This window comes from Autumnicola aciditolerans, from assembly GCF_041679265.1.
Classification (GTDB): domain Bacteria; phylum Bacteroidota; class Bacteroidia; order Flavobacteriales; family Flavobacteriaceae; genus Autumnicola.
The window spans coordinates 187,149-211,361 of sequence record NZ_JBGFSM010000005.1 but is presented as its reverse complement, the minus strand read 5'-3'; the positions used below and the strand labels follow the sequence as shown (position 1 = coordinate 211,361).

The 24,213-nt window shown below is 39.9% G+C and carries 24 protein-coding genes and 5 tRNA genes; 23 read left to right on the top strand and 6 right to left on the bottom strand.

Annotated elements, in window-relative coordinates; all coding sequences use genetic code 11:
• Nucleotides 1-107: 107 nt before the first annotated feature.
• From AB8M93_RS07150 to AB8M93_RS07140, 3 genes are read right to left on the bottom strand one after another with little or no spacing between them, the layout of a single operon-like run.
• Complete coding sequence (locus tag AB8M93_RS07150; protein ID WP_373056884.1) at nt 108-461, bottom strand: carboxymuconolactone decarboxylase family protein; 354 nt, start codon at nt 459-461, stop codon at nt 108-110.
• Nucleotides 451-1,302, bottom strand: a complete 852-nt coding sequence (tatC, locus tag AB8M93_RS07145) for a twin-arginine translocase subunit TatC (RefSeq protein WP_373056883.1) — start codon at nt 1,300-1,302, stop codon at nt 451-453. Before tatC ends, AB8M93_RS07150 begins: the two co-directional genes overlap by 11 nt.
• Nucleotides 1,303-2,277 (bottom strand): KpsF/GutQ family sugar-phosphate isomerase, encoded by a 975-nt coding sequence (locus tag AB8M93_RS07140; RefSeq protein WP_373056882.1) that lies wholly within the window; start codon nt 2,275-2,277, stop codon nt 1,303-1,305.
• An 83-nt stretch (nt 2,278-2,360) separates the two neighbouring features.
• Here AB8M93_RS07140 and AB8M93_RS07135 point away from each other — a divergent pair, with 83 nt between their 5' ends.
• A complete protein-coding gene (locus AB8M93_RS07135; protein ID WP_373056881.1) occupies nt 2,361-4,559 on the top strand; it encodes a RecQ family ATP-dependent DNA helicase in 2,199 nt (732 codons plus the stop codon).
• 700 nt (nt 4,560-5,259) lie between these two features.
• Here AB8M93_RS07135 and AB8M93_RS07130 read toward each other — a convergent pair.
• A complete protein-coding gene (locus AB8M93_RS07130) occupies nt 5,260-6,066 on the bottom strand; it encodes a hypothetical protein (protein ID WP_373056880.1) in 807 nt (268 codons plus the stop codon).
• Nucleotides 6,067-6,126: 60 nt separating this feature from the next.
• Nucleotides 6,127-6,843: a class I SAM-dependent methyltransferase gene (locus AB8M93_RS07125; protein ID WP_373056879.1), complete on the bottom strand. Its 717-nt coding sequence runs from the start codon at nt 6,841-6,843 to the stop codon at nt 6,127-6,129.
• An 11-nt stretch (nt 6,844-6,854) separates the two neighbouring features.
• Between AB8M93_RS07125 and AB8M93_RS07120 the strand changes: the two genes are divergently transcribed.
• A complete protein-coding gene (locus AB8M93_RS07120) occupies nt 6,855-7,352 on the top strand; it encodes a YkgJ family cysteine cluster protein (protein ID WP_373056878.1) in 498 nt (165 codons plus the stop codon).
• Between the two features lie 125 nt (nt 7,353-7,477).
• On the opposite strand, the gene AB8M93_RS07115 is transcribed toward AB8M93_RS07120, so the two are convergent.
• A complete protein-coding gene (locus AB8M93_RS07115) occupies nt 7,478-8,719 on the bottom strand; it encodes an exo-beta-N-acetylmuramidase NamZ family protein (RefSeq protein WP_373056877.1) in 1,242 nt (413 codons plus the stop codon).
• A gap of 9 nt (nt 8,720-8,728) precedes the next feature.
• On the opposite strand from AB8M93_RS07115, the gene AB8M93_RS07110 reads away from it, so the two are divergent.
• The 21 genes from AB8M93_RS07110 (at nt 8,729) to rplA (ending at nt 24,213) form a co-directional block, all read left to right on the top strand.
• Nucleotides 8,729-9,961, top strand: coding sequence for an ABC transporter permease (locus AB8M93_RS07110; protein WP_373056876.1), 1,233 nt, complete (start codon nt 8,729-8,731; stop codon nt 9,959-9,961).
• Nucleotides 9,962-10,227: 266 nt separating this feature from the next.
• A complete protein-coding gene (locus AB8M93_RS07105; protein WP_373056875.1) occupies nt 10,228-11,208 on the top strand; it encodes a PLP-dependent cysteine synthase family protein in 981 nt (326 codons plus the stop codon).
• Nucleotides 11,209-11,355: 147 nt separating this feature from the next.
• A complete protein-coding gene (locus AB8M93_RS07100) occupies nt 11,356-12,057 on the top strand; it encodes an SGNH/GDSL hydrolase family protein (protein ID WP_373056874.1) in 702 nt (233 codons plus the stop codon).
• Nucleotides 12,058-12,219: 162 nt separating this feature from the next.
• Nucleotides 12,220-13,494 (top strand): DUF2851 family protein, encoded by a 1,275-nt coding sequence (locus AB8M93_RS07095; RefSeq protein ID WP_373056873.1) that lies wholly within the window; start codon nt 12,220-12,222, stop codon nt 13,492-13,494.
• An 86-nt stretch (nt 13,495-13,580) separates the two neighbouring features.
• Nucleotides 13,581-13,811, top strand: a complete 231-nt coding sequence (locus AB8M93_RS07090; RefSeq protein ID WP_373056872.1) for a PspC domain-containing protein — start codon at nt 13,581-13,583, stop codon at nt 13,809-13,811.
• Between the two features lie 171 nt (nt 13,812-13,982).
• Nucleotides 13,983-15,629 carry an alanine/glycine:cation symporter family protein gene (locus AB8M93_RS07085; RefSeq protein ID WP_373056871.1) on the top strand — a complete coding sequence of 549 codons (1,647 nt, stop codon included), beginning with the start codon at nt 13,983-13,985 and terminating at the stop codon, nt 15,627-15,629.
• 15 nt (nt 15,630-15,644) lie between these two features.
• Nucleotides 15,645-16,511 carry a ComEA family DNA-binding protein gene (locus tag AB8M93_RS07080; RefSeq protein WP_373056870.1) on the top strand — a complete coding sequence of 289 codons (867 nt, stop codon included), beginning with the start codon at nt 15,645-15,647 and terminating at the stop codon, nt 16,509-16,511.
• Nucleotides 16,512-16,651: 140 nt separating this feature from the next.
• Nucleotides 16,652-17,821, top strand: coding sequence for an acyl-CoA dehydrogenase family protein (locus tag AB8M93_RS07075; RefSeq protein WP_373056869.1), 1,170 nt, complete (start codon nt 16,652-16,654; stop codon nt 17,819-17,821).
• 217 nt (nt 17,822-18,038) lie between these two features.
• Complete coding sequence (rpsU, locus tag AB8M93_RS07070) at nt 18,039-18,233, top strand: 30S ribosomal protein S21 (protein ID WP_311483079.1); 195 nt, start codon at nt 18,039-18,041, stop codon at nt 18,231-18,233.
• A 123-nt stretch (nt 18,234-18,356) separates the two neighbouring features.
• The gene (locus AB8M93_RS07065; RefSeq protein ID WP_373056868.1) at nt 18,357-19,247 is read left to right on the top strand and encodes a tyrosine-type recombinase/integrase; all 891 of its coding nucleotides are present in this window, start codon (nt 18,357-18,359) and stop codon (nt 19,245-19,247) included.
• A gap of 31 nt (nt 19,248-19,278) precedes the next feature.
• The gene (gene hpf / locus AB8M93_RS07060; RefSeq protein ID WP_373056867.1) at nt 19,279-19,581 is read left to right on the top strand and encodes a ribosome hibernation-promoting factor, HPF/YfiA family; all 303 of its coding nucleotides are present in this window, start codon (nt 19,279-19,281) and stop codon (nt 19,579-19,581) included.
• A gap of 100 nt (nt 19,582-19,681) precedes the next feature.
• Nucleotides 19,682-19,755: transfer RNA gene (locus AB8M93_RS07055), tRNA-Thr, on the top strand.
• A gap of 317 nt (nt 19,756-20,072) precedes the next feature.
• A tRNA-Tyr gene (locus AB8M93_RS07050) sits at nt 20,073-20,155 on the top strand.
• Between the two features lie 76 nt (nt 20,156-20,231).
• Nucleotides 20,232-20,304 (top strand) — tRNA-Gly (locus AB8M93_RS07045).
• Nucleotides 20,305-20,682: 378 nt separating this feature from the next.
• Nucleotides 20,683-20,754 (top strand) — tRNA-Thr (locus tag AB8M93_RS07040).
• A gap of 57 nt (nt 20,755-20,811) precedes the next feature.
• Entirely contained in the window at nt 20,812-21,999 is a 1,188-nt protein-coding gene (gene tuf / locus AB8M93_RS07035) for an elongation factor Tu (protein WP_373056866.1), read from the top strand.
• Nucleotides 22,000-22,050: 51 nt separating this feature from the next.
• A tRNA-Trp gene (locus tag AB8M93_RS07030) sits at nt 22,051-22,123 on the top strand.
• A gap of 101 nt (nt 22,124-22,224) precedes the next feature.
• Nucleotides 22,225-22,422 (top strand): preprotein translocase subunit SecE, encoded by a 198-nt coding sequence (gene secE / locus AB8M93_RS07025; protein WP_373056865.1) that lies wholly within the window; start codon nt 22,225-22,227, stop codon nt 22,420-22,422.
• A gap of 11 nt (nt 22,423-22,433) precedes the next feature.
• Entirely contained in the window at nt 22,434-22,985 is a 552-nt protein-coding gene (gene nusG / locus AB8M93_RS07020) for a transcription termination/antitermination protein NusG (protein WP_373056864.1), read from the top strand.
• Nucleotides 22,986-23,057: 72 nt separating this feature from the next.
• Complete coding sequence (rplK, locus tag AB8M93_RS07015; RefSeq protein ID WP_373056863.1) at nt 23,058-23,495, top strand: 50S ribosomal protein L11; 438 nt, start codon at nt 23,058-23,060, stop codon at nt 23,493-23,495.
• Between the two features lie 19 nt (nt 23,496-23,514).
• Nucleotides 23,515-24,213 (top strand): 50S ribosomal protein L1, encoded by a 699-nt coding sequence (gene rplA / locus AB8M93_RS07010; protein ID WP_373056862.1) that lies wholly within the window; start codon nt 23,515-23,517, stop codon nt 24,211-24,213.

Sequence of the window (24,213 nt, the reverse complement as noted above, 5' to 3'; positions counted from 1 at the left end):
CTTAAACCTTAAACCTTAAACCTTAAACCTTAAACCTTAAACCTTAAACCTTAAACCTTAAACCTTAAACCTTAAACCTTAAACTTTAAACCTTAAACCTTAAACCTTCAACCATTCTTTGCATCTTCCAGGGCTTCCCAGTATTCAAAGGCGCGGCGAAGATGGGGGATAACAATAGTCCCCCCAATGAGGGTCCCAATGCTAAGCGTTTCCATCACCTCTTCCCTGGTAATATTTTCTTTATGACTGCTTTCCAGGTGGTACTTCACGCAGTCGTCACATCGCAGTACCAGGGACGCCACAAGCCCCAGGAGTTCTTTTGTTCTTTTATCCAGGGCACCTTCCGCAAAAGCGTTGGTATCCAGGTTAAATATCCTCTTGAGCACTTTGTTGTTCTCCCTGAGGATCTTATTATTCATTTGCTGGCGATAGGAATTAAATTCCTCAACCTTATTGATCATAGCCTTTTTTATTTAAATTTTTCAATTCTCGTTTATAAATGATCTTGGAGATTACAATACTTACTTCGTACAGAATCAATACCGGGATTGCCACAATTATCTGGCTTACAATGTCCGGAGGAGTAATAATGGCCGAAACGATGAGTACCACCACGAGGGCATATTTCCGGTACGTCCTTAGAAAGTCCGGCGTAACCACGCCTACTTTCGTTAAGAAATAAATAATTATAGGCAGTTCAAATATTAACCCACTGGCAAGTACCGAAGCCCTTACCAGGCTTATATAACTACTTAGATCAAACTGGTTAAGCACCATATCGCTTACCTGGTATTTTCCGAGGAAATTAATAGAAAGAGGAGTGATTACATAATATCCAAAAACAACACCCAGGAAGAACAGTAATGAGGTAATAAAAATAAAGCCCCTGGCGTTCCTCCTTTCATTTTCACGCATGGCCGGCGCTACAAACTTCCAGAACTCATAAATTACATAAGGGAAGGCAACAATGAAGCCTGCGGTTATGGAGGTCCAGATATGGGCAGAAAATTGTCCGCCCATGGTTCGGCTTTGAATGGCAAAAGGCAACTTTTCCTGGCAAAACCCACTGTCTATACCTAGTGCCTGAGAAATATGGCATAAGATCTTATAAGAAAAGAAATCACCTTTACTAGGTCCAAACAGCAACACATCAAAAATAAAATCTTTTGCAAGAAATGCCAGTGTCGCGGCAATTACCACAGAGAGGGTTGCCCTAATTAAATGCCACCTGAGATCTTCCAGGTGGTCTAAAAAGGACATTTCTTTTTCCTGTTCCGGTTGAGGAGCTTTAATTTTCTTCATTTATAGTATTCCTTCGCGAATTAAATTGTGAAGATGCACCACGCCGGCATAATTCCCGTTCTTCTCATCATCTATTGCCAGCAACTGGGTAATTTTATTTTCTTCTATAAGTTCCAGGGCATCCACGGCCAGGGCATCCTGGCTGATTTTCCGGGGGTTTTTGCTCATAATGTCCCTGGCGGTGAGGTTTCTAAATTCCACATTATCCTTCAGCATTCTCCTAATGTCGCCATCGGTAATTACACCTACAATCTTTTGGTTTTCAATCACAGCGGTAACGCCCAGCATTTTTTCAGAAATTTCAATAATCACTTCATTAACACTGCTTTCCGGGCTTACCTCCGGTTTCTCATTTTGGGAAGTAATGTCGCGAACGCGCAGATAAAGTTTTTTGCCAAGCGAACCTCCCGGATGGTACTTGGCAAAGTCTTTTTTAGAAAATCCTTTCAGCTTTAAAAGACATACCGCTATGGCATCTCCTATTACCAGCTGCGCCGTAGTGCTGCTGGTAGGGGCAAGATTATTCGGGCAGGCCTCTTTTTCAACGTAGGAATTTAGTACATAATCTGCTGCTTTCCCGAGGAAAGAACTTTTATCTCCGGTAATTGCCAGTAACGGATTGTTAAAATTTTTGATTAACGGGATTAAAACTTTTATCTCCGGGCTGTTTCCGCTTTTGGAAATGCATAAAACCAGGTCTTCTTTTTGAATGGTCCCCAGGTCGCCATGAATGGCATCTGCGGCATGCATAAAGATTGCAGGAGTTCCTGTGGAATTAAAAGTGGCTACAATTTTTGTAGCAATAACGGCACTTTTACCCACCCCGGTAACAATAATTCTGCCTTTAGACCGATAGATCTTTTCTACAGCACTAACAAATTCATCATCAAGGAGATTCTCAAGATTTGCAATAGCTTTAGCTTCGGTAGAAATGGTTTCTTTTGCGGCTGTAAGAATTTTTTCCTGAAGTTTCAAATTTGATGAATTATGAATTGTAAGTACTAAAGAAATATGTATATTTAGTATTGCAAATGTATATAAAATTGTAAGACAATTGAATGAGTTTGACGGAAATTGATTTACACCAACAACTGAAGAAATACTTTGGATTTAGCCAGTTCAAAGGACTTCAGGAAGAGGTGATTACCAGCGTTGTGAAAGGAAACGACACATTTGTGGTAATGCCAACCGGAGGAGGAAAGTCCCTATGCTACCAACTCCCGGCTTTAATCGCCGACGGGACAGCAATTGTGGTTTCGCCCCTTATTGCTTTAATGAAGAACCAGGTAGATGCCATTCGTGGGATCTCCGCAGAACATGGAGTGGCCCATGTGCTTAACTCTTCCCTTAATAAATCTGAAGTACGGCAGGTAAAGGAAGATATTACCAACGGAATTACCAAACTGCTCTACGTAGCTCCGGAATCTTTAACTAAAGAGGATTATGTGGATTTTCTAAAAACCCGGAAGATCTCCTTTCTGGCTATAGATGAAGCGCACTGCATTAGTGAATGGGGCCACGATTTCCGGCCGGAATACCGTAATTTAAGAAGCATCATAGGCCGTATTGGGGATAATATTCCCATTGTGGCACTTACCGCAACGGCTACGCCCAAGGTACAGGAAGATATCCTTAAAAATCTTGGAATTCCCAATGCCACTACTTTTAAAGCCAGTTTTAACCGGCCAAATCTTTATTACGAAGTACGGCCAAAGACCAAAAATGTAGATGCAGATATCATTCGTTTCGTAAAGCAGAACGAAGGCAAGTCTGGGATTATCTATTGCCTTAGCCGGAAAAAAGTGGAAGAGCTGGCCCAGACCCTCCAGGTAAACGGGATAAGTGCCGTTCCCTACCATGCAGGGCTGGAACCTAAGACCAGGTCCCGGCATCAGGATATGTTTCTTATGGAAGATATAGATGTGGTGGTGGCCACCATTGCATTTGGAATGGGGATAGACAAGCCCGATGTGCGCTTTGTGATCCATCACGATATTCCTAAAAGTATAGAAAGTTATTACCAGGAAACTGGAAGGGCCGGAAGAGATGGAGGTGAAGGCCATTGCCTTGCCTTTTACTCTTATAAAGACATAGAAAAGCTGGAGAAATTTATGAGTGGTAAGCCGGTGGCAGAGCAGGAAATTGGCCATGCCTTACTACAGGAGATCGTGGCTTATGCCGAAACTTCGGTTTCCAGGAGGAAATTTATCCTGCATTATTTTGGGGAAGAATTTGACCAGGATACAGGAGAAGGTGCTTCTATGGACGATAATGTGAGGTATCCCAAGAAACAGGTGGAGGCGAAGGAAGAAGTGGAGCTTTTGCTGAAAACAGTAAAAGAGACCAGGGAGTTATACAAAGCAAAAGACCTGGTACGCACGCTTGTTGGGAAATCCAACGCCATTATCGCTTCTCATAAAACCGATGAAAACCCGCTTTTTGGAAAAGGAAATTATAAGGATTCCAAATTCTGGATGGCCCTTATCCGTCAGGTGTTGGTAGGAGGAATGCTTAAGAAGGATATCGAAACCTATGGCGTTATAAAAATTACTCAGAAAGGAGAGGATTTTCTGGAACAACAGGAATCTTTTATGATGACCGAAGATCATATTTTTGATGCCACCACAGAAGCCTCTGCTTCCACCTCCAGGAAATCCGGGGGAGCGGTGGACCAGCAACTGGTTGGGATGTTAAAGGATTTGCGTAAAAAAGTCGCTAAAAAACTTGGATTACCTCCTTTTGTGATTTTTCAGGATCCATCGTTGGAAGATATGGCACTAAAATATCCTGTGACCCTTGAAGAGCTGGGTAATATCTTTGGTGTTGGCGAAGGAAAAGCGAAGAAGTACGGGCAAGATTTTGTGGAACTTATCTCCAGGTATGTGGAAGATAACGACATTATAAGGCCAGATGACCTGGTGGTGAAATCTACCGGCGCAAACTCTGCTTTAAAGCTTTATATAATACAGAATGTAGATCGCAAATTGCCTCTGGACGATATTGCTTCAGCCAAAGGAATGGAGATGAATGAATTTATTAAAGAAATGGAAGCTATCGTTTATAGCGGTACCAAGCTAAATATTGATTATTACCTTCAGGATATATTGGATGAAGACCAGCAGGAAGAGATCCATGAATATTTTCTGGAAGCCGAAACCGATAAAATAGATGATGCCATAGAAGAGTTTGACGGGGATTATGATGATGAGGAATTACGGCTTTACCGTATTAAATTTATTAGTGAAGTGGCGAATTAAGTAAAAAGCGATCCTGTGAAATTAATCATCCGCTTGTTTTATTTTAAATGCTGAATTATGGATTCTTATTGTTTTGAATTTGGAGTTCACAAACTGCTCAGCCAGAAAACTCACAATCCACAACTCATAACATTAGAATTTTCTGTTTAGCTGGATATCATTGGCCATTTAAGAATATCACCTGACAACTAATAACTATAATATAATTCGACTTTTCGCTTTTTCTTCCGCAGATAACGCAGAGTATCGCAGGGGGATATTTTGAAGTTTTGGAGGAATAAACCCCAAACAGAAAATAAAATCAGCAACCGACAACGGACAACTCATAACATTGTACTTTCGGTTAGCCAGATTTTCCATTTTCCCTTTATCAACTGTCCATTTCTTTACTACAAATAACACCACCCCGGCCTTCGGCCACCGCTCCATAAAAGGAGGGTAGTTTTTTCCTGTTTTTAAGACAGATCTTTATTTTTTAAAGCCATGCACACATTATTAATAAAGATATTTTCGCACTTCAGATTGTCAATCTCATTTTCGCTTTCCACTTGCCATTTTTTTAGGGAAAGCTAATTCGCTTTCTTCCTATATAAGAATAGGAGCTTCCAGCTGTCTTAAAGAATAAAGTTTAATTTTTTCAACACACCATCTACCCCGTAAAGAAAGCTTCTAACTCCCACTTCTAACTTCATTTTGATCATTACCGTCCGCCGTTTGCCTGCAGGTCTGTGATGCATTGAAAATCCAGCATGGGCACACCGTTATCATCAAGCATATTGGCAATCCCGTACCCAAACTCAATAGAAGAGCGCATAAGACACCCGCGCGCAGTACAATGCCCGTCATTATCACTATCTGCATGATCACTCTGGGCGTCGGAGCCAATATCAACCAGGCCCAGCAAATGTCCAAATTCATGGTTGAGAACTGCGGCTTCCACTGTTTTGGTGGAAAGGTTTCCCGCTTTTGCCACAAATTCTTCTATGGTTTTGGTGTAAATCACCATAGACGTATTTCTGTAGGCCGAACCCAGGATCACTTTGCCATCTTCATCATCTTTGTTGCTGCCATCTGCAAAATATATGAAAACAGCAATTTCATCTCCTGCATTATAGGCTGTTCTGGTCTCTTTCTCAATTTTCACAATTTCCTCTATCTCAAAAGGTGCCTGTCCTGAAGATTCTACAGGTCTTACGTGAATGGCTATACCATCGGGTTTAAAGGTCCTTGTTTTAAGGAAATTCCTGAAAATCTCCAGAGCTCCCGGATCTGGAGCATAACCGGCAACATAAGCAATCTCAATGTTTATAGAAGAGAACTTTTCATCACTCAAAAGATCATGAGCAGAATCCCCAAGGCTTCTCAGGTTAACGCTTTTATCTATTCTATTGCTAAGCTCATCATCCCCCGTAGTACAGGAAACTGTAGTTGTAAAAAGAAAAAATGCTACCAGCAACTTGTTTAGCTGAAGTTTCTTGGGAAGGTTTTCAGAGAATTTATAACGCATTCTTATTTTGGATCAGGTTTGGAACAATATCCTGTTCTGCAAAAAATTAAAAATAGGAAATTACTTCTTTTTTGGCTGAAGTCTTGCAAGATAATCGTAATGCCTGCCCTTTTTTAGTAATTCGCAGTCAAAATTGTTATAATCTGCAATGTGCTTAAGTGAATCAAAATCGATGTAGAGCCAGTCAAAACTTTCAGATTGCTCACCTTTATAGCTTAGCCGGAACTGTATTTCCCCAATATAATTATCGGCAGGCGCTTCTTCATCTTCATCATCCTGCAGGTAGCTTAGGTCTGAAGAATCTATTAGCAGCTGGCCGCCCGGCAACAACAGACTTTCAACATGTTTAAAAAAGAAATTCAAATTTTTGAGATTGCCAATGATCCCGGTGCCGTTCATCAACATAAGCAACGTGTCAAATTTTTCATTTTTCAGTTCAAAAAAATCCAGCTGCCGGGCATCTTCCAGGCCTCTTTCCGCAGCAATCTCCACGGCGCCTCTTGAAGTATCTATACCGGTAACCTTTAATTTTCTATTATTCTGAAGATAAAGGGCGTGGCTTCCCGCACCGCAGCCCACATCCAGTACTTTTCCATGACAATTTTTTAAAGCCGCTTTTTCTATGGGAGGCATCGCGCCAAATTCCCTGAAGAGGTAGGAAACCGGGATAATATCATCGTCAAAATCGGGGGAATGAACAATGATATCACTTTCATCCTGTTGATGATAATAGGCTGAAATCGCCATTCCAAATATGTCTTTCTTAGTCTTATTCATATCTTTGCCAAATGCAGGAAACGTTAGAAAATCTTCCAGATCGAGCCAAAGATAAGCATAAGGAGAATAAAAAGTTTTTTTCAAAATTAAGAAAAAAGCCTCCCAAAGACCTGGACAGGCAAATGCAGAAGCTGCATGAGGAGGAATTTGCGGAAACCAATTGCCTTAATTGCGCGAATTGCTGTAAAACCACCGGCCCGCTTTTTACCAATAAAGATATTGAACGCATTAGCAAACACTTAAAATTAAAGCCCCAACAATTTATTGAGCAGTATTTGCGGATGGATGAGGATAAGGATTATGTGTTGCAGGAGGTTCCCTGTGCATTCCTGGCGGCAGATAATTATTGCCTTATCTATGATGTGCGGCCAAAAGCCTGCCGGGAATATCCTCATACCAACAGGAAAGATTTTCATAAAATTTCAAATCTCACCATTAAGAACACGGCAATTTGCCCCGCCGCTTATAATATTGTGGAAAAAATGAAAGCAAGAATCAAGCTGAAATAAATTTAAAAAGTTTCATCTGGTAATACTCTTTCACTCTCAAGGGAAGTTAGCCGCAGGCCGGAGGGAATAATTTTAGCCTGAAAACAATACATAAATATAGAACCTCTTTTACCGAGAATATAATTTTACTTGTAAATTAAATATTTCTCTCTGGTTCTTCGGAAATCCTGAAGTCCAGGCTCCCAGCTTTTCCTTATTTCTTCAGCGGAAAGGCCGCGCTCTATTTGCTGCTGAAGTTTTTTTGTTCCTGCAAGTTTTGTAAAAAAGGAATTAAAAAATGCCTCTTTATCTGAAGTATTTTGGTAAGCTTTTATGAGCCATTCCAGATTGATCTTTTCCGGAACTTCAATCTGGCTTAGGTCTTCCCCATAGCAGGTTTTTCCAAGATGTTTTGGGTTCTTAGCTCCCGGCAAAGACTGTGGTGTGTAAGTGAAATGATATATTGCTTCATCCAAAAAGGGAGATCCATATAGCTGGAACTGCTTTTGGGTTCCGCGCCCCGCATTTACATTAGTGCCTTCAAAAAAACACAGGCTGGGATAAAGCTGGATCGCCTGGTCGTTTGGCAAATTAGGTGAAGGTTTCACAGGGAGGCTGTATAATTTTGAATGATCATAATTTTTCATCTCCATTACGCTCAAATCAGCTTTTCGACCATTTGCCAGCCAGCCTTCCCCGTTGATCATTTTCGCATATTCTCCCATAGTCATGCCATGCACTACGGGAATAGGATGCATTCCCACAAAACTCTGATATTCGGTTTCAAGAACCGGCCCGTCTATATAATTTCCGTTGGGGTTGGGGCGGTCCAGCACGAGGAGTTGAAGTTTATTTTCGGCTGCGGCTTCCATAATATAATGCAGCGAGGAGATATAGGTATAAAACCTGGTGCCCACGTCCTGAAGGTCAAAAATAAGCATATCTATCCCCTTAAGCTGTTCTGCGGAAGGTTTTTTATTGCTGCCGTAAAGGGAAATTACCGGCAGCCCCGTTTTTAAATCTGTCCCATCCTGTACTTTTTCCCCGGCATCGGCTTCCCCGCGAAAACCGTGTTCGGGAGCAAAAACTTTTTTTATGTTCACTCCCAGGTTTTTTAAAGAATCCACGAGGTGGGTGTAAGTGCCGTTTTCGTTTTTAATGAGCGAGCTCTGGTTCGCGATAATGCCTATTCTATTATCCTTTATTAAAGGCAGGTATTCTTCAGTTCTGTTGGCTCCCACAATTATTTCTTCGGAAGTCTGAAAATCCTCATGTTTGTTATCTGCATTAAAAGCTTCAGCCTTATTTGGCTTGTTGTTTGTGTTTCCGCAGGAAAGGAAGCTTATAAGAACGAATAAAAATGTACTTTTGAATAACCTCTTAATCATAATTCTGGTTTGAATTTCGAGTTTTTCGTCGTAAAACGACTTATTAGCACCAAAAAGTATAAAAGTAGCATTTCCGCTCCTATAATGAAAATAGCAGTGGTGGCCATTGCCATAGGGGTAATTATGATGCTGGTATCCTTTGCCACCGGGTTGGGGCTTCAGCAGAAAATACGGGATAAAATTGCCGCTTTTAACGGGCATATTATTATTTCGAATTACGATAATAACAGCTCCCAGATTACCTTCGAACCGGTTTCCAGAAATCAGGATTTTTACCCCGATTTCAAAAAAGTGGAAGGGATTGAACATGTACAGGCCGTGGCTACAAAATTTGGGGTTATACGAACGGCGACAGATTTTGAAGGAGTGATTGTAAAAGGAGTGGGAAAGGATTATAAGTGGGATTACTTCAAAGATTTTTTAGTTGAAGGAGAGCTGCCCGATGTTCAAAATAAACTAAATGATGAGGTGCTTATTTCAGATTATCTCGCCAACCGGCTTCAGCTAAAAGTAGGGGATAAAGCGCCTACTTATTTTTTGCGGGAAGATAATGAACGGCCCTTACTGCGCGCTTTTGTAATCACGGGAATATACGATTCCGGGTTTCAGGAATTTGATGAGCTGTATATGATTGCCGATATCAGGCATATCCAGCGTCTCAATAAGTGGGATGAGGACGAAGTGGGGAATTTTGAAGTTTTTATAGATGATTTTGATGAAATTGATTTCAAAGGGAATCAGGTTTATGAAAATACCGGCTCTTTTCTCGATACCCAAACCATCACCCAAAAGTATTATGCCATCTTCGAATGGCTTTCCCTCTTCGATTTTAACATCGCCCTCATTATTGGGATTATGATCCTGGTGGCGGGGATCAATATGATTACCGCACTGCTGGTGCTTATTCTCGAAAGAACGCAAATGATTGGGGTGCTTAAGGCGCTTGGAAGTACGGACTGGACCATCAGGAAAATTTTTCTTTATAATGCAGGGTACCTTATATTAAGGGGCTTATTCTGGGGAAATTTAATAGGAATAGGTTTATTGCTGCTTCAGAAATACCTGAAGTTATTTCCGCTGGATCCTCGTACTTATTACGTTACCGAAGTGCCGGTATATCTAAACTGGGATTACATTCTCGCGGTTAATGCAGGAACAATGCTCCTATGTATGCTTATGCTCCTTATACCTTCGATAATAATCGCTAAAATCTCTCCAGTAAAGGCCATGAAATTTGAATAGAATGAAGTTAGAAGTCCGAAGTTAAAGGTAAGAAATTGGAATTATAAAGTTGAAATTGAGAATGGAGAACGAGAGTTAAAATTTTTTTGTTAGTTGCCGGTTGTACGTCTCCGGTACAGGTAAACAACTAAAGTGAATATCTATCTTCTCTAAAAGACAACAGGAAAAGGGCAACAAGCAACAGGTAGCCTGCCTGGGGGCAAAATCTTAGTTTATTCCCCGTTCTGAGGAAGAAAATTTTACCTTTGCAAATCTAAAATGAAAGAATGGAATACGCAGAAAATATATTAGGTACTATAGGCAATACGCCGCTGGTGAAAATGAACAAAATCACCAAAGAAATTGATGCCCTTGTACTCGCCAAATATGAAACTTTTAATCCCGGAAATTCGGTAAAAGACCGTATGGCTTTAAAAATGGTAGAAGAAGCCGAAGCTAAAGGTTTGCTGAAGCCTGGTGGAACAATAATAGAAGGGACTTCCGGAAATACCGGGATGGGCCTTGCCCTTGCAGCTATTGTAAAAGGCTACAAAATGATATGCGTGCTAAGTGATAAACAAAGCAAGGAGAAAATCGACATTTTGAAGGCGGTGGGAAGTGAAATTGTAGTATGTCCCACAGATGTGTCGCCCGATGATCCTAAGTCATATTATTCGGTTTCCCGACGGTTGGCAGAAGAAACTCCTAACAGCTGGTATGTAAACCAGTACGATAATCTTGCCAATACCAGGGCCCATTATGAAAGTACAGGCCCGGAGATTTGGAGGCAAACCGATGGTAAGGTTACCCATTTTGTAGTAGGAGTGGGCACCGGCGGGACAATTTCCGGCGTTGGAAAATACCTTAAAGAGCAGAACCCCAAAATTAAAGTATGGGGGATTGACACCTATGGCTCGGTTTTTAAAAAGTACCATGAAACCGGTGTTTTTGATGAAAAAGAGATCTATCCTTATGTAACTGAAGGAATTGGGGAAGATATTCTTCCTAAAAACGTAGATTTCAGCGTGATAGATGGATTTACAAAAGTGACCGATAAAGATGCGGCGGTCTATACCCAAAGACTTGCCAAAGAAGAAGGTTTCTTTTTAGGGAATAGTGCGGGAGCCGCAGCAAAAGGGCTGCTTCAGCTAAAAGAGCATTTCAGCAAAGACGATGTGGTGGTGGTGCTTTTCCATGATCACGGCAGCCGCTACGTGGGGAAAATGTATAATGATGAATGGATGAAAGAAAAAGGTTTTCTGGATTAATTTAATGACATTAAAACCAAAGACCCTGCCTTTCCTACGGCGGGGTTTTTAAATTTAAATGAAAAGGCCATCCCAAAAATTTTAATTTTCAAACCTGGTTTTCGCATTATGGAAAAATGCCTTACTTTCAACCCATAAATCATACAGATGAAAAAACTATACTTCCTGTTAACCATCGCGTTATGCATGGCCTGCAGTTCTACTTCAGAAATCAACGCCCCGGAAATCCCAACCTCTGGCAGTTACAATATCAGTTTTCTTGCTCTTGGAGATTCTTATACCATTGGGGAAAGTGTGGCGGCAGAAGACCGATGGCCGGTGCAGCTGGCAGAAACCCTTAGGGACAGGGGATATAAAGTTGCTCCGCCAAAGATAATTGCTAAAACCGGTTGGACCACCCAGGATTTGCTTGATGGAATTGAAGATGAGCTTAATGTGCAGCGGGATTTTGATCTGGTATCTATACTTATTGGAGTAAATAACCAATACCAGCATCGTTCTATAGAGGAATATGAGAGGGAATTACGGGAGGTTTTCAGAAAAGCTATAAACCATTGTAAAACCATGGAAAAAGGTGTTTTTGCAGTAAGTATTCCAGATTACGCTGCCACTCCTTTTGGGGAGGCTAATGCTGAAGTTATTACAGAAGAAATAAATGAATTTAATGCAGTTTTCCGCGAAGTAGCCAGGGATTTTCAGGTTCCGTTTTACAATATTACTCCAATTTCGAGACGTGCAGAGGAAAATCCTGAACTTGTTGCCCCTGATGGGCTTCACCCCAGCGCGCTCATGTACAGGTATTGGGTAGAGGAAATTGTAGATGACGTTGCACAAATTCTTAAAGATTAACCCAAAAATGATATCCCTTTAAGGGTGATAATCGCACTGTAGAAATCTTTTTTTACTGCTAAGAAGGCATATCCTTACGGGATATCCTGATGGCCTCCAGGATTTACTGAAGAAGAGCAACTTTTTTAATTTTCAGATAGAAAATTTAGCTACTTTTAGTAGATGCAGGAAGATTTTCTACATTATATCTGGAAATTTCAGAAGTATAATTTCACCAATGCGATCACTACCGCAGGCGAATCCATACTAGTGCAGGAAGTGGGCTTCCATAACCAGCTTTCCGGGCCGGATTTCTTTAATTCTAAAATTAAAATTGGCGACCAGCTGTGGGCAGGCAATTTGGAAATACATCTAAAGTCTTCAGATTGGTATATCCATAAACATGAAACAGATAAGAGCTATGACAATGTGATCCTACATGTGGTTTGGGAACACGATGTGGATATATACCGGGCAGATAATTCGCCTGTTGCCACGCTAGAGCTTAAAGACAAAGTTCCACCGGGAATGGTTCAAAATTATGAACGGCTGCTGTCCCGTGGTTTTAAATGGATTAATTGTGAGGATTCCTTTGGCCAGTTTAGTGATTTTGAAACCGTACACTGGCTGGAACGGCTTTATTTTGAACGGCTGGAAGAAAAGTCTGTGCTTATTTCCCAGCTTCTGCTAAAAACGGGGAATAATTGGGAAGCGGTACTTTTCCAGGTTTTGGCAAAATCCTTTGGTCTTAATGTAAACGGGGAAAGTTTTTTAAGTATAGCCCAAAGTTTTGATTTTAATATTTTCCGTAAAAATCAGGATCACCTCTTTAAACTGGAAGCACTTTTGCTGGGACAGGCAGGGCTGCTTGAAAAGGAATACGAAGATGCCTGGTTTCAGAAGTTAAAGAGTGAATATCGCTATCTTCAGCATAAATATCAATTAAGCGCGGCCCAAGTTATAAAACCAAAATTTTTTCGCCTTCGGCCGGACAATTTTCCCGTGATCCGCCTGGTCCAGCTCGCTAAACTCTATGCCGATACTCCTTCTTTTTTTGAAAAAATAACCCATGCAGGCAGTACTGCCGATTTCTATCAAATTTTTGAGGTCACTCTAAAGGACTACTGGAATATGCATTATCATTTTGGGAAGGAACATCTGCCCAGGAAAAAGAAAACTTCCAGAGCATTTATTGAATTAGTATTTATAAACGCGGTTCTTCCTTTTCGTTTCGCCTATTTTAATCATTTTGGAAAACCTGAAGATGCGGTTACAGAACTGGCAGAGCATATCCCTGCCGAGGAGAATTCAGTTATTCATAAATTTAACCTGCTAAGACCGGGAGTGGCAGTAAATTCCATGCAATCTCAGGCCTTACTGCAACTAAAGAAAAACTATTGCGATCTAAACAGATGCCTACATTGCGATTTAGGGATAAAATATATAAGGCCTGCATAGTGCAGTGTTGTTGTAACCTCCATACAAAATGGACAAAGGAATAGTTAAACCCACCCGTGCATTTAAAATTTTTATATTTTTGAAGCATGCATAGTTTTATTTACGACATACGGTATTTTTTTGAACGCCGTGGTTTTTATGTGTCTTCCAGGTTAGCAGATAAGCTGGGGATGCGGGCAAAAAGTGTAAGATTGTTCTTTATTTACGCCTCTTTTTTTACTATGGGAGCCGGTTTTATAATTTATCTTACCCTTGCGTTCTGGTTAAAGCTAAAAGATTTGGTATATACCAAAAGAACCTCTGTTTTTGACCTTTAGCTAAAAGGAATTTCTTAATATTTAAATACATTCATTAATTTTCCTGCCAATCCTTTGAAAAGCCTTAGTATTTACGTTAAGAAACCCTTAAGAAATTGCGGTTTGTTTTTTGAAAACCTTAAGTTTTTTTCGCATATTGCGGACTCTTAAATTTAATCAAAACAGAAACAGATGCATAAGACCTTGTCCAAGCGAATTTTATTTTCAATTATTGGAACATTCTTACCACTTATCACTTTTGCACAGGAAAACGGCGGAGAAACCATTTCTGCTAAAATCGATACCATTTTTAAAGATTACACGGGTTGGTTCGTAGATTTTATTTTTTACGAAATTCCTTTTAGTCATGCCTTTCAAATTCCATGGGTTCTCATTGTCTTAATAGGGGGTGCTTTATATTTTACATTTTACTTTAAGCTGATAAACTTTACCGGTTTTTGGACCGCAATAAAAGTTGTCCAGGGGAAATATGAAGATATTGAAAAGCATGGGGCAGATACGCTTTATGCAGATCCTACACCCAATGAAGATGCCAACATTATTGAAACTCTTAGGGACGATAGTGCAGATGGGGAAGTTTCCCACTTTCAGGCCCTTACTGCTGCACTTTCCGCGACAGTAGGTTTAGGGAATATTGCCGGTGTTGCCGTGGCTTTGTCCATTGGCGGCCCGGGTGCTACCTTTTGGATGGTGGTTGCAGGATTACTTGGTATGGCTTCTAAGTTTGCAGAATGTACGCTTGGGGTAAAATATCGGGATGTGGGTCCTGACGGGACGGTGTATGGTGGCCCAATGTACTACCTCAAAAAAGGCCTTGGAGAGAAAAATATGGGCGGGCTTGGTAAAGTGCTTGCGGTGATCTTTTCTGTTTTTGTAATTGGAGGATCTTTTGGTGGTGGAAATATGTTCCAGGCCAATCAGGCAGCTGCACAGTTCACCAAACTTTTGGAAATTGAAGGAGGCAACGCAGGGTTCTATTTTGGAATAGTAATGGCAATACTGGTTGCAGTAGTAATTATTGGAGGGATTAAAAGAATTGCTTCTGTAACTGAAAAAATTGTGCCTTTTATGGCCGGGATCTATGTTCTTGCCGCTTTAATTATACTAGGTGCCAACTGGATGTATATTGATGATGCCTTTGGGTTAATATTTGAAGGAGCCTTTTCAGGACTCGGCATTGCCGGAGGTCTTGTGGGGGTAATGATACAGGGGATACGCCGTGGTGCTTTTTCTAATGAAGCCGGAGTTGGATCTGCCGCTATTGCCCACTCTGCCGTAAGAACCAAGTATCCTGCCAGTGAAGGGATAGTGGCTTTGCTGGAACCCTTTGTAGACACCGTTGTAATTTGTACAATGACAGCCCTGGTGATAGTAATTACCAACTTTCATGAGAATTTTCTGGAATACGGGAATGAAATAACAGAGGGAGTAGAGCTAACTGCTACTGCTTTTGATACCGTAATTCCGCATTTTTCTATAGTATTAACCATTGCTGTGATTTTGTTTGCCTTCTCCACTATGATTTCCTGGTCTTATTACGGAATGCAGGGCTGGAAATACCTGTTTGGAAAAGGAAAATTTACAGACCTTGTTTATAAAATTCTTTTCTTAATTTTTGTGGTGGTTGGAGCTTCTATTAGCCTGGGATCAGTAATTAACTTTTCGGATGCTATGATTTTTGCAATGGTAGTGCCTAATATTATTGGCGTACTGCTATTAACACCGGTAATTAAAAAGGAATTAAAAAAATACATGAGAGCCATTAACAAGAAAAAGGAAGCACTTGATGAAGGTGCGACCGATTATAATAAAGTGTAATGCTTTTTTAGATCAATGAAATTTAAATCCCATTTTGTTTTCAATAGAAATCAGCAAAATGGGGTTTTGCTTTTGGTGGTGTTAATAATTATCCTGCAGGTGGTATTGGTTATGCCGCATTTTTCTTCTAGAGCTGAGCCTCAGGTAGTCACCAATGCTCAGATAGACCTTTTTCAGAAGAAGATAGATTCCTTGAAACGGGCCAAAACTGAAAAACCAGTTGAACTTTCCCTTTTTAATCCTAACTATCTCACCGACTTTAAAGGCTATACTTTGGGAATGTCTCCTGAAGAAATAGACCGGTTACTCAGTTTCCGGAGTGCTGGAAAATGGATAAATTCGGCTCAAGATTTTCAGGCAGTAACTGGTGTTTCTGATAGTTTGCTAAACAGGATTGCTCCACTTTTTAAATTTCCCGAATGGGTTAGGCAATCACAGCAAGACCCGGTAAAACCGGGTTCTCCTGTTTCTTCACGTATTATGAAAAAAGATCTTAATGTAGCCACGGCAGGAGAGCTTATGGAGGTAAATGGAATTGGAGAGGTTCTGGCTCAAAGAATTGTGAACTATCGGAATAAGCTAGGTGGTTTTGCAGATGAGATTCAGCTAAAAGATATCTATGGCCTTAGTTATGAAACAAGAGGAAATATTTTAAAAACTTTTTCTGTGCTTACTAAACCTGAGATCATCAAAAAAAGTCTTAAATCCATAGGTGTTCTGGAGTTATCTGAAGTTCCATATTTCAATTATGAGCTAGCCCGGGAAATTATTAATTATCGGCAGTTACACGGTGGAATAAACTCTTTTGAAGAATTATCAAAAATCAATAGTTTTCCAACAGATAAAATTGATAGAATTGAATTATATTTGACGATTGATTAAATTAATTTAATAAAAGTTCATTTTTATAAAATTAAATTAAAATTTACAAATTTTGAAAATAGCTTCTATTTTAGTGGTTTCAACTATAAACTTTACCACAACTAGCATTTTCGAATAGCTTAAAATAAGAATATTAGGATATGAATAGTATGTATTTTACAGAGGAACATGAACTTTTCAGGAAAAGTTTCCAGGACTTTCTTCAAAAGGAAGTGGTGCCTCATATAGAAAAATGGGAAAAAACCGGAACTATAGAAAGGTTTATCTGGAATAAATTTGGAGAAATGGGCTATTTTGGATTAAATCAGCCTGAAAAATATGGAGGCCTGGAACTGGATCTTTTCTATACTGTTATTTTTCTTGAAGAACTTCAAAAAATAGATTCCGGGGGATTTGCGGCCGCCATGTGGGCACATGCGTATCTGGCTATGACGCATATTAAAGCTGAAGGAAGTGAAGCTATAAAAGAAAAATATCTTACGCCAAGTATAGATGGAGAGCAAATAGGTTGTTTATGTATCACGGAGCCATTTGGCGGGTCTGATGTTGCGGGAATGCGCACCACGGCTGTAAAAGAAGGCGATACATACGTAATTAATGGTTCTAAAACTTTTATTACCAACGGGGTGTATTCAGATTATCTGGTGGTGGCTGCTAAAACCAGCCCTGAAAAAGGGAATAAAGGAATGAGTATTTTTATTATAGACAGGGATACGCCGGGAATTACAGCCAGCAAACTTAATAAGCTTGGGTGGAGAGCTTCAGATACTGCAGAGATTGCATTTGATAATGTAAAAATTCCTGCCGAAAATTTAATGGGAGAGCCAGATAAAGGCTTCTCTTACATCATGCAGCATTTTGCAATGGAAAGGCTTATCATGGGGATAAATGCTCATGCCCGTGCAGAATACGCCCTTAACTATGCAATTCAGTACATGTCTGAAAGGGAAGCATTTGGAAAAACTATAGATAAATTCCAGGCACTAAGACATTCTGTGGCAGATATGGCCAGTGAAATTGAAATGTGCAAAGAATTTAATTATTCCATAGCTAAAAGGCTTGGGGACGGGCAGTATGTGGTGAAGCAGGCAAGCATGTCTAAACTGCTCTCTACAAAGATGGCCGACAAGGTTATATATGAATGCCTTCAAATGCTTGGGGGATATGGGTATATGGAAGATTATCCCATGGCACGATTGTTCAGGGACAGTAGGTTGGGACCTATAGGTGGCGGCACTTCTGAAATTTTGCGAGAAATTATCGCTAAAATGGTAATCGATAAGAAAGAGTACAAACCCGCAGCCAGATAAATAGATTCATCATTTTAGCGAAAATTCATTTTTTCATTCTAAAATGATAATCGTTAAAAGGAGCATAAGCTTTGTGCCCTTTAGCTTCTGGCATAGGCTGAAGCATGAGATTTGAAAGAAGAAAAAAGGCCAAAAAATAAAACAGGATAAAATTGTGTGTTTGTAGAAATGAATTATATTTGCAGCCTAATAATTTTTAAAGAAAGGAGGTGACACTATGTTAATAATACCAGTAAAAGACGGAGAAAATATTGATAGAGCGCTGAAGCGTTTTAAGAGAAAGTTTGATAAAACCGGAACAATGCGTCAGTTAAGAAGCCGTCAACATTTCACAAAACCGTCAGTAGAACGTAGGGCTCAAATCCAAAAAGCTGAATATATTCAGCATCTGAGGGACCAGGAAGAAATATAATTTTTTTCACCCTTATAGAGGATAGATTCTTAATAAAATCCACTGGAGCCCTGCTTCAATGGTATGATTATATAACTGTTGGTAAGATAAAGTTTTATAACTTTGTTTACCAACAGTTTTTTTATGCCCTATCCTGAATTCTTCGATTATCTTCAGCTGGAGAAAAATTATTCTGTACATACTGTAAAGGCTTATAAAAATGATCTGGAGTCGTTTCATCATTTTGTTCAGCAGGAATACAATACCTTAGATCTAGTGCATGTGAACTATTCTCAAATAAGAAGTTGGATAGTTCAACTGGTGGAAGAAGGGATATCCAACAGGAGTATCAACAGGAAAATTTCTTCACTTAAGGCTTTTTACAAATTTTTGCAAAAAACCAGCCAGATCAAATTTTCCCCCCTAACCAGGCACAAGGCACTAAAAACTGCAAAAAAAATACAGGTACCGTTTTCAGAAAAGGAAGTTTTTGAGCTCCTTGAAAGGATGAGCGGCGATGACTTTTCGGCCCTTCGGGACAGGCTAATGGTAGAGCTCTTTTATTCTACCGGCATCCGGCGTATTGAATTGATAGAGATTAAATTAAAGGATATAGATCTATCAGGCAAAATGTTAAAGGTTTTAGGTAAAAGAAATAAGGAGCGGTATTTACCACTCCTGCCAACGGTGGTAAGGTCTCTTGAAGCTTACCTGGAAAAAAGAAAAACCTTTGGTGGAAAGGCAGAAAAATCTTACTTATTTCTTTCAGATAAAGGGAATAAACTGTATGAAAGTTTTGTTTATCGGCGCATTAATAATTATTTTAGTATGGTTTCCGGTAAACTAAAAAAGAGTCCGCACATATTGCGGCATTCCTTTGCCACGCATTTGTTAAACCAGGGGGCAAATTTAAATGCTGTTAAAGAATTGTTGGGCCATGCCAGCCTTGCAGCGACACAGGTTTACACGCATAACAGTATTTCAGAATTGTCCAGGGTGCACCAAATGGCACATCCACGGAACAAAAAAGACTAAATCAACCGTTGTTTAATTTAAATTTTTAGGTATGAAAGTAAATGTGCAATCCGTAAATTTTAACGCAGATCGAAAACTCATAGATTTTATTCAGAGAAGATTAGATAAGCTTGAAAATTATTATGATAAAATAATTTATGCTGATGTTTACCTGAAGGTGCAGAATACAAGTGGAAAAGAAAACAAAATTACTGAAGTCTTACTGAGTATTCCCGGTGGGGATGTAATGGTGAAAAAAACATGCCGTAAGTTTGAAGAATGTGTGGATGAGTGCGTGAATTCTTTGCAGCGGCAGCTCATTAAAAGGAAAGAAAAATTAAGTGCTCATGTTTAGATATTTTTTTATCTAAATATTTTGAGAAAGAAATATTTTAATTACATTTGCAGTCCGTTAGAAATAGCGGACTTTTTTATGCTGAAAAAGTAGTTGAAAGGCCGATGTAGCTCAGCTGGCTAGAGCAGCTGATTTGTAATCAGCAGGTCGTGGGTTCGAGTCCCTCCATCGGCTCTGAAATTTTGAAAAGAACGCGCAAAGGAATTGCAGGAGAATCATGTTCTGAGAGCAATAAGGGGACGGGAAGGTTACCCTGAGCGGAAGTCAAAGGAAGTCCCTCCATCGGCTCTTGGAATTTTGAATAAGGTTTGCTTTTAGAAAAAAGTTTTTGTTTAAAAAGCTGATTTTAAAGCTGCTGAAAAAAGTTCTCATAAATTTTGAAAAAATGCTTTGGATGGTGCTGTAAATTTGTGTTTATTTGCAGCCGCAAAATAACATCGTAAAGCTTAGTCGGTAAAACGGCTATGGTTCTATGAAATAGTGGAAATATTGGGGAGATACTCAAGCGGCCAACGAGGACAGACTGTAAATCTGTTGTTTTTTAACTTCGCAGGTTCGAATCCTGCTCTCCCCACTTAACTAATTCTGAATTTCGGGATTTAAAATTCAAGGTTAATCTTGAATAGGGGATTTTGAATATTGAATTGAATGCGGGAGTAGCTCAGTTGGTAGAGCGTCAGCCTTCCAAGCTGAATGTCGCCGGTTCGAACCCGGTCTCCCGCTCTAAGCCTTTCTGTTTAAAATAAGATATAACAAGGTTAAATTCTATTTTAGGCAAAGAGCAGGGTAAGAAGTCTGTCTGGAGAATGCTGGAAGCGTTCATAAGGGATTACGTTTTCTGCTCTTAGAAGTCTGGAACTTTGAGTTCATGATGGCTTTGTGAAAAGCGATAGAAGCTTGCTTCTTTTCGCTTACGAATTTGGAAATACTGTCTTGGGACTTATTTTCTGATTTTATTTGCAGGCTTTGGATTTGATAACAGGAAGTGAACAGCTTTCTGTTTTGTTGTAGGCAATATTTTACCCATAAACCCATAGGTTTAAGGTTTTTGTTGTTTATGACTATCCATTAAAAGTCAGGGGGTGCGAATCTCCTTTAAAAGCCGACGTAGCTCAGGGGTAGAGCGCTTCCTTGGTAAGGAAGAGGTCACGAGTTCAATTCTCGTCGTTGGCTCTTGTTTTGTATAAAATTGAACACTAATATATAACTAAGATTAAATAAGTATTAATTATGGCAAAGGAAACTTATGATCGTTCCAAACCGCACCTGAATATTGGTACAATTGGACACGTAGATCACGGAAAAACAACTTTAACAGCAGCGATTACAAGAGTAATGGCTGACGCAGGTTACTCAGAAGCCAGTGCTTTCGATCAAATCGATAACGCTCCTGAAGAAAAAGAAAGAGGGATTACAATTAACTCTTCACACGTGGAGTACTCGACTGCAAACCGTCACTACGCTCACGTTGACTGTCCTGGTCACGCCGATTATGTAAAGAACATGGTTACCGGTGCTGCTCAAATGGACGGCGCTATTCTTGTTGTGGCTGCAACTGATGGTCCTATGCCACAAACTCGTGAGCATATCCTTCTTGGACGCCAGGTAGGTATTCCAAGAATTGTTGTGTTTCTTAACAAAGTAGATCTTGTTGATGATGAGGAGCTTCTTGAATTGGTTGAAATGGAAGTAAGAGATCTTCTTTCTTTCTATGAATATGATGGTGATAACGGACCTGTGATTTCTGGTTCTGCACTTGGAGCCCTTGAAGGTGATGAGAAATGGTCTAAAACCGTTCTTGAGCTTATGGAGGCTGTAGATAGCTGGATTGAATTACCAGAGCGTGATGTAGATAAGCCTTTCTTGATGCCTATCGAAGATGTATTCTCTATTACTGGTCGTGGTACTGTTGCTACTGGACGTATTGAAACTGGTGTGGCTAACACTGGAGATCCTGTGGAAATTATAGGTATGAACGCTGGTAAACTTACCTCTACCATCACTGGTGTGGAAATGTTCCGTAAGATTTTGGACAGAGGTGAAGCTGGTGATAACGTAGGTATCCTTCTTAGAGGTATAGAAAAGAGCCAGATCTCCAGAGGTATGGTAATTACCAAACCTGGATCTGTGACTCCTCATGCTAAATTTAAAGCAGAGGTTTATATCCTTAAGAAAGAAGAAGGTGGACGTCACACTCCATTCCATAACAACTACCGTCCTCAGTTTTACGTACGTACAACAGACGTAACAGGAACAATAAACCTTCCTGAAGGAGTAGAAATGGTAATGCCAGGTGATAACCTTACAATTACTGTAGAGCTTATCCAGCCTATCGCAATGAACCAGGGACTTCGTTTTGCTATCCGTGAAGGTGGTAGAACCGTAGGAGCTGGTCAGGTAACTGAGATTTTAGACTAATTACAGTTTAAATATATAAGGTATCCCGTAAACCCGGGATACCTTCTTTATACGGGTTTAGCTCAGTTGGTAGAGCACTGGTCTCCAAAACCAGGTGTCGGGAGTTCGAGCCTCTCAACCCGTGCAAAATTGAAATACTGATAGCATATAGCGAGAAGCCTGTCCTGAGCGAAGTGAAAGCGGAGTCGAAGGGAAGCCTCTCAACCCGTGCAAATATTTAAAGAGATGGCAGGAATTGTTAATTACATATCAGAGTCTTATAACGAGTTAAAAAACCATGTTACCTGGACAAGCTGGCCTGAAGCTCAACGCTTAACCATAGTTGTGGCTTCATTTTCAATAGTTTTTTCACTTGTGGTTTGGGGTGTTGATTCTTTGTTTAGTCAATTGATTGAGCATTACTTCGAATGGATTAAATCTTAAATTAAACACAAATGGCAGAGGTAAAGGATAAAAAATGGTATGTAGTTCGTGCCGTTAGTGGTCAGGAAAATAAAGTTAAAGATTACATAGAAAGGGAAATCGCTCATCACGGCCTGGAAGATCAGGTGGATCAGGTACTTGTTCCTACAGAAAAAGTGATCCAGATTAGAAACGGGAAGAAAGTTAATAAAGAAAGAGTTTATTTTCCCGGTTATATCATGGTGCAGGCAAATCTAATAGGTGAGATTCCTCATATTATAAAAGGTATAAATGGAGTAATTGGATTTTTGGGGGAGACAAAGGGTGGAGATCCGGTCCCATTAAGAAGATCTGAAGTTAACAGGATGTTGGGGAAAGTAGATGAACTTTCCGTAAAATCAGATAACGTGGCCATTCCTTTTACTCTCGGGGAAACCATAAAAGTTATAGATGGTCCTTTTAACGGATTTAATGGAACGGTAGAGAAGATTAATGAAGAAAAGCGAAAGCTTGAGGTGATGGTGAAAATCTTTGGTAGAAAGACTCCGTTGGAATTAAGTTACATGCAAGTAGAAAAAGTATAAACTAACTGTTACATATTTTTTGATAGTTTTTTCAGCTTCCACTCAACAAACTATCACTTAAAAATTTGAAAAATGGCAAAAGAAGTAAGTAAAGTTGTAAAACTACAAGTTCGAGGAGGTGCTGCTAACCCATCACCACCAGTTGGACCTGCTTTGGGTGCTGCCGGGGTTAATATCATGGAATTTTGTAAACAATTCAATGCAAGGACTCAGGATAAGCAAGGAAAGGTACTGCCAGTTGTAATTACTGTATATTCAGATAAGTCTTTTGAATTTGTAATCAAGACTCCACCTGCAGCAGTACAATTGATGGAAGCAGCTAAAACTAAAAAAGGTTCTGGTGAGCCAAATAGAAAAAAGGTAGCAAGTGTTTCTTGGGATCAGGTTAAAGCCATTGCAGAAGACAAAATGCAGGATTTAAATGCATTTACTGTAGAATCTGCAATGAAAATGGTGGCCGGAACAGCGCGTTCAATGGGAATCACTGTAAAAGGGAATGCACCGTTTTAATCCAAAAAGAAATTAGAAAATGGCAAAAGTAACTAAAAAGCAAAAAGAAGCTCAGGCTAAAATCGAAAACGGAAAACTGTATTCGGTGGCAGAAGCTTCAGCTTTAATAAAAGAGGTTTCCAACGAAAACTTTGACCCTTCTGTGGACTTAGCTGTTCGATTGAACGTAGATCCCAGAAAGGCTAATCAAATGGTTAGGGGAGTGGTGACACTTCCGCACGGTACCGGGAAAGATGTAAAGGTTCTTGCTTTAGTAACTCCAGACAAGGAAGAAGAAGCAAAAGAAGCCGGTGCAGATTTTGTTGGATTGGATGAATACCTGGAGAAAATTAAAGGGGGCTGGACAGATGTTGATGTAATTATCACCATGCCTAGCGTTATGGGAAAATTAGGACCCCTTGGTAGAATTTTAGGACCAAGAGGTTTAATGCCTAACCCTAAAACCGGAACGGTAACTATGGATATCGCCAAAGCGGTTTCTGATGTGAAAGCCGGTAAAATTGACTTTAAAGTTGATAAAACAGGTATTGTTCACGCGGCAATAGGAAAAGCGTCCTTTGATGCTGAAAAAATTGCTGGTAATGCAAGAGAATTATTAACTACGCTGGTAAAGTTGAAGCCTCAGGCCGCCAAAGGTGTTTATATGAAAAGTATTCATATGTCCAGCACCATGAGCCCGAGTGTGGCAATTGACACTAAAAGGTTTACTGAGCAATAA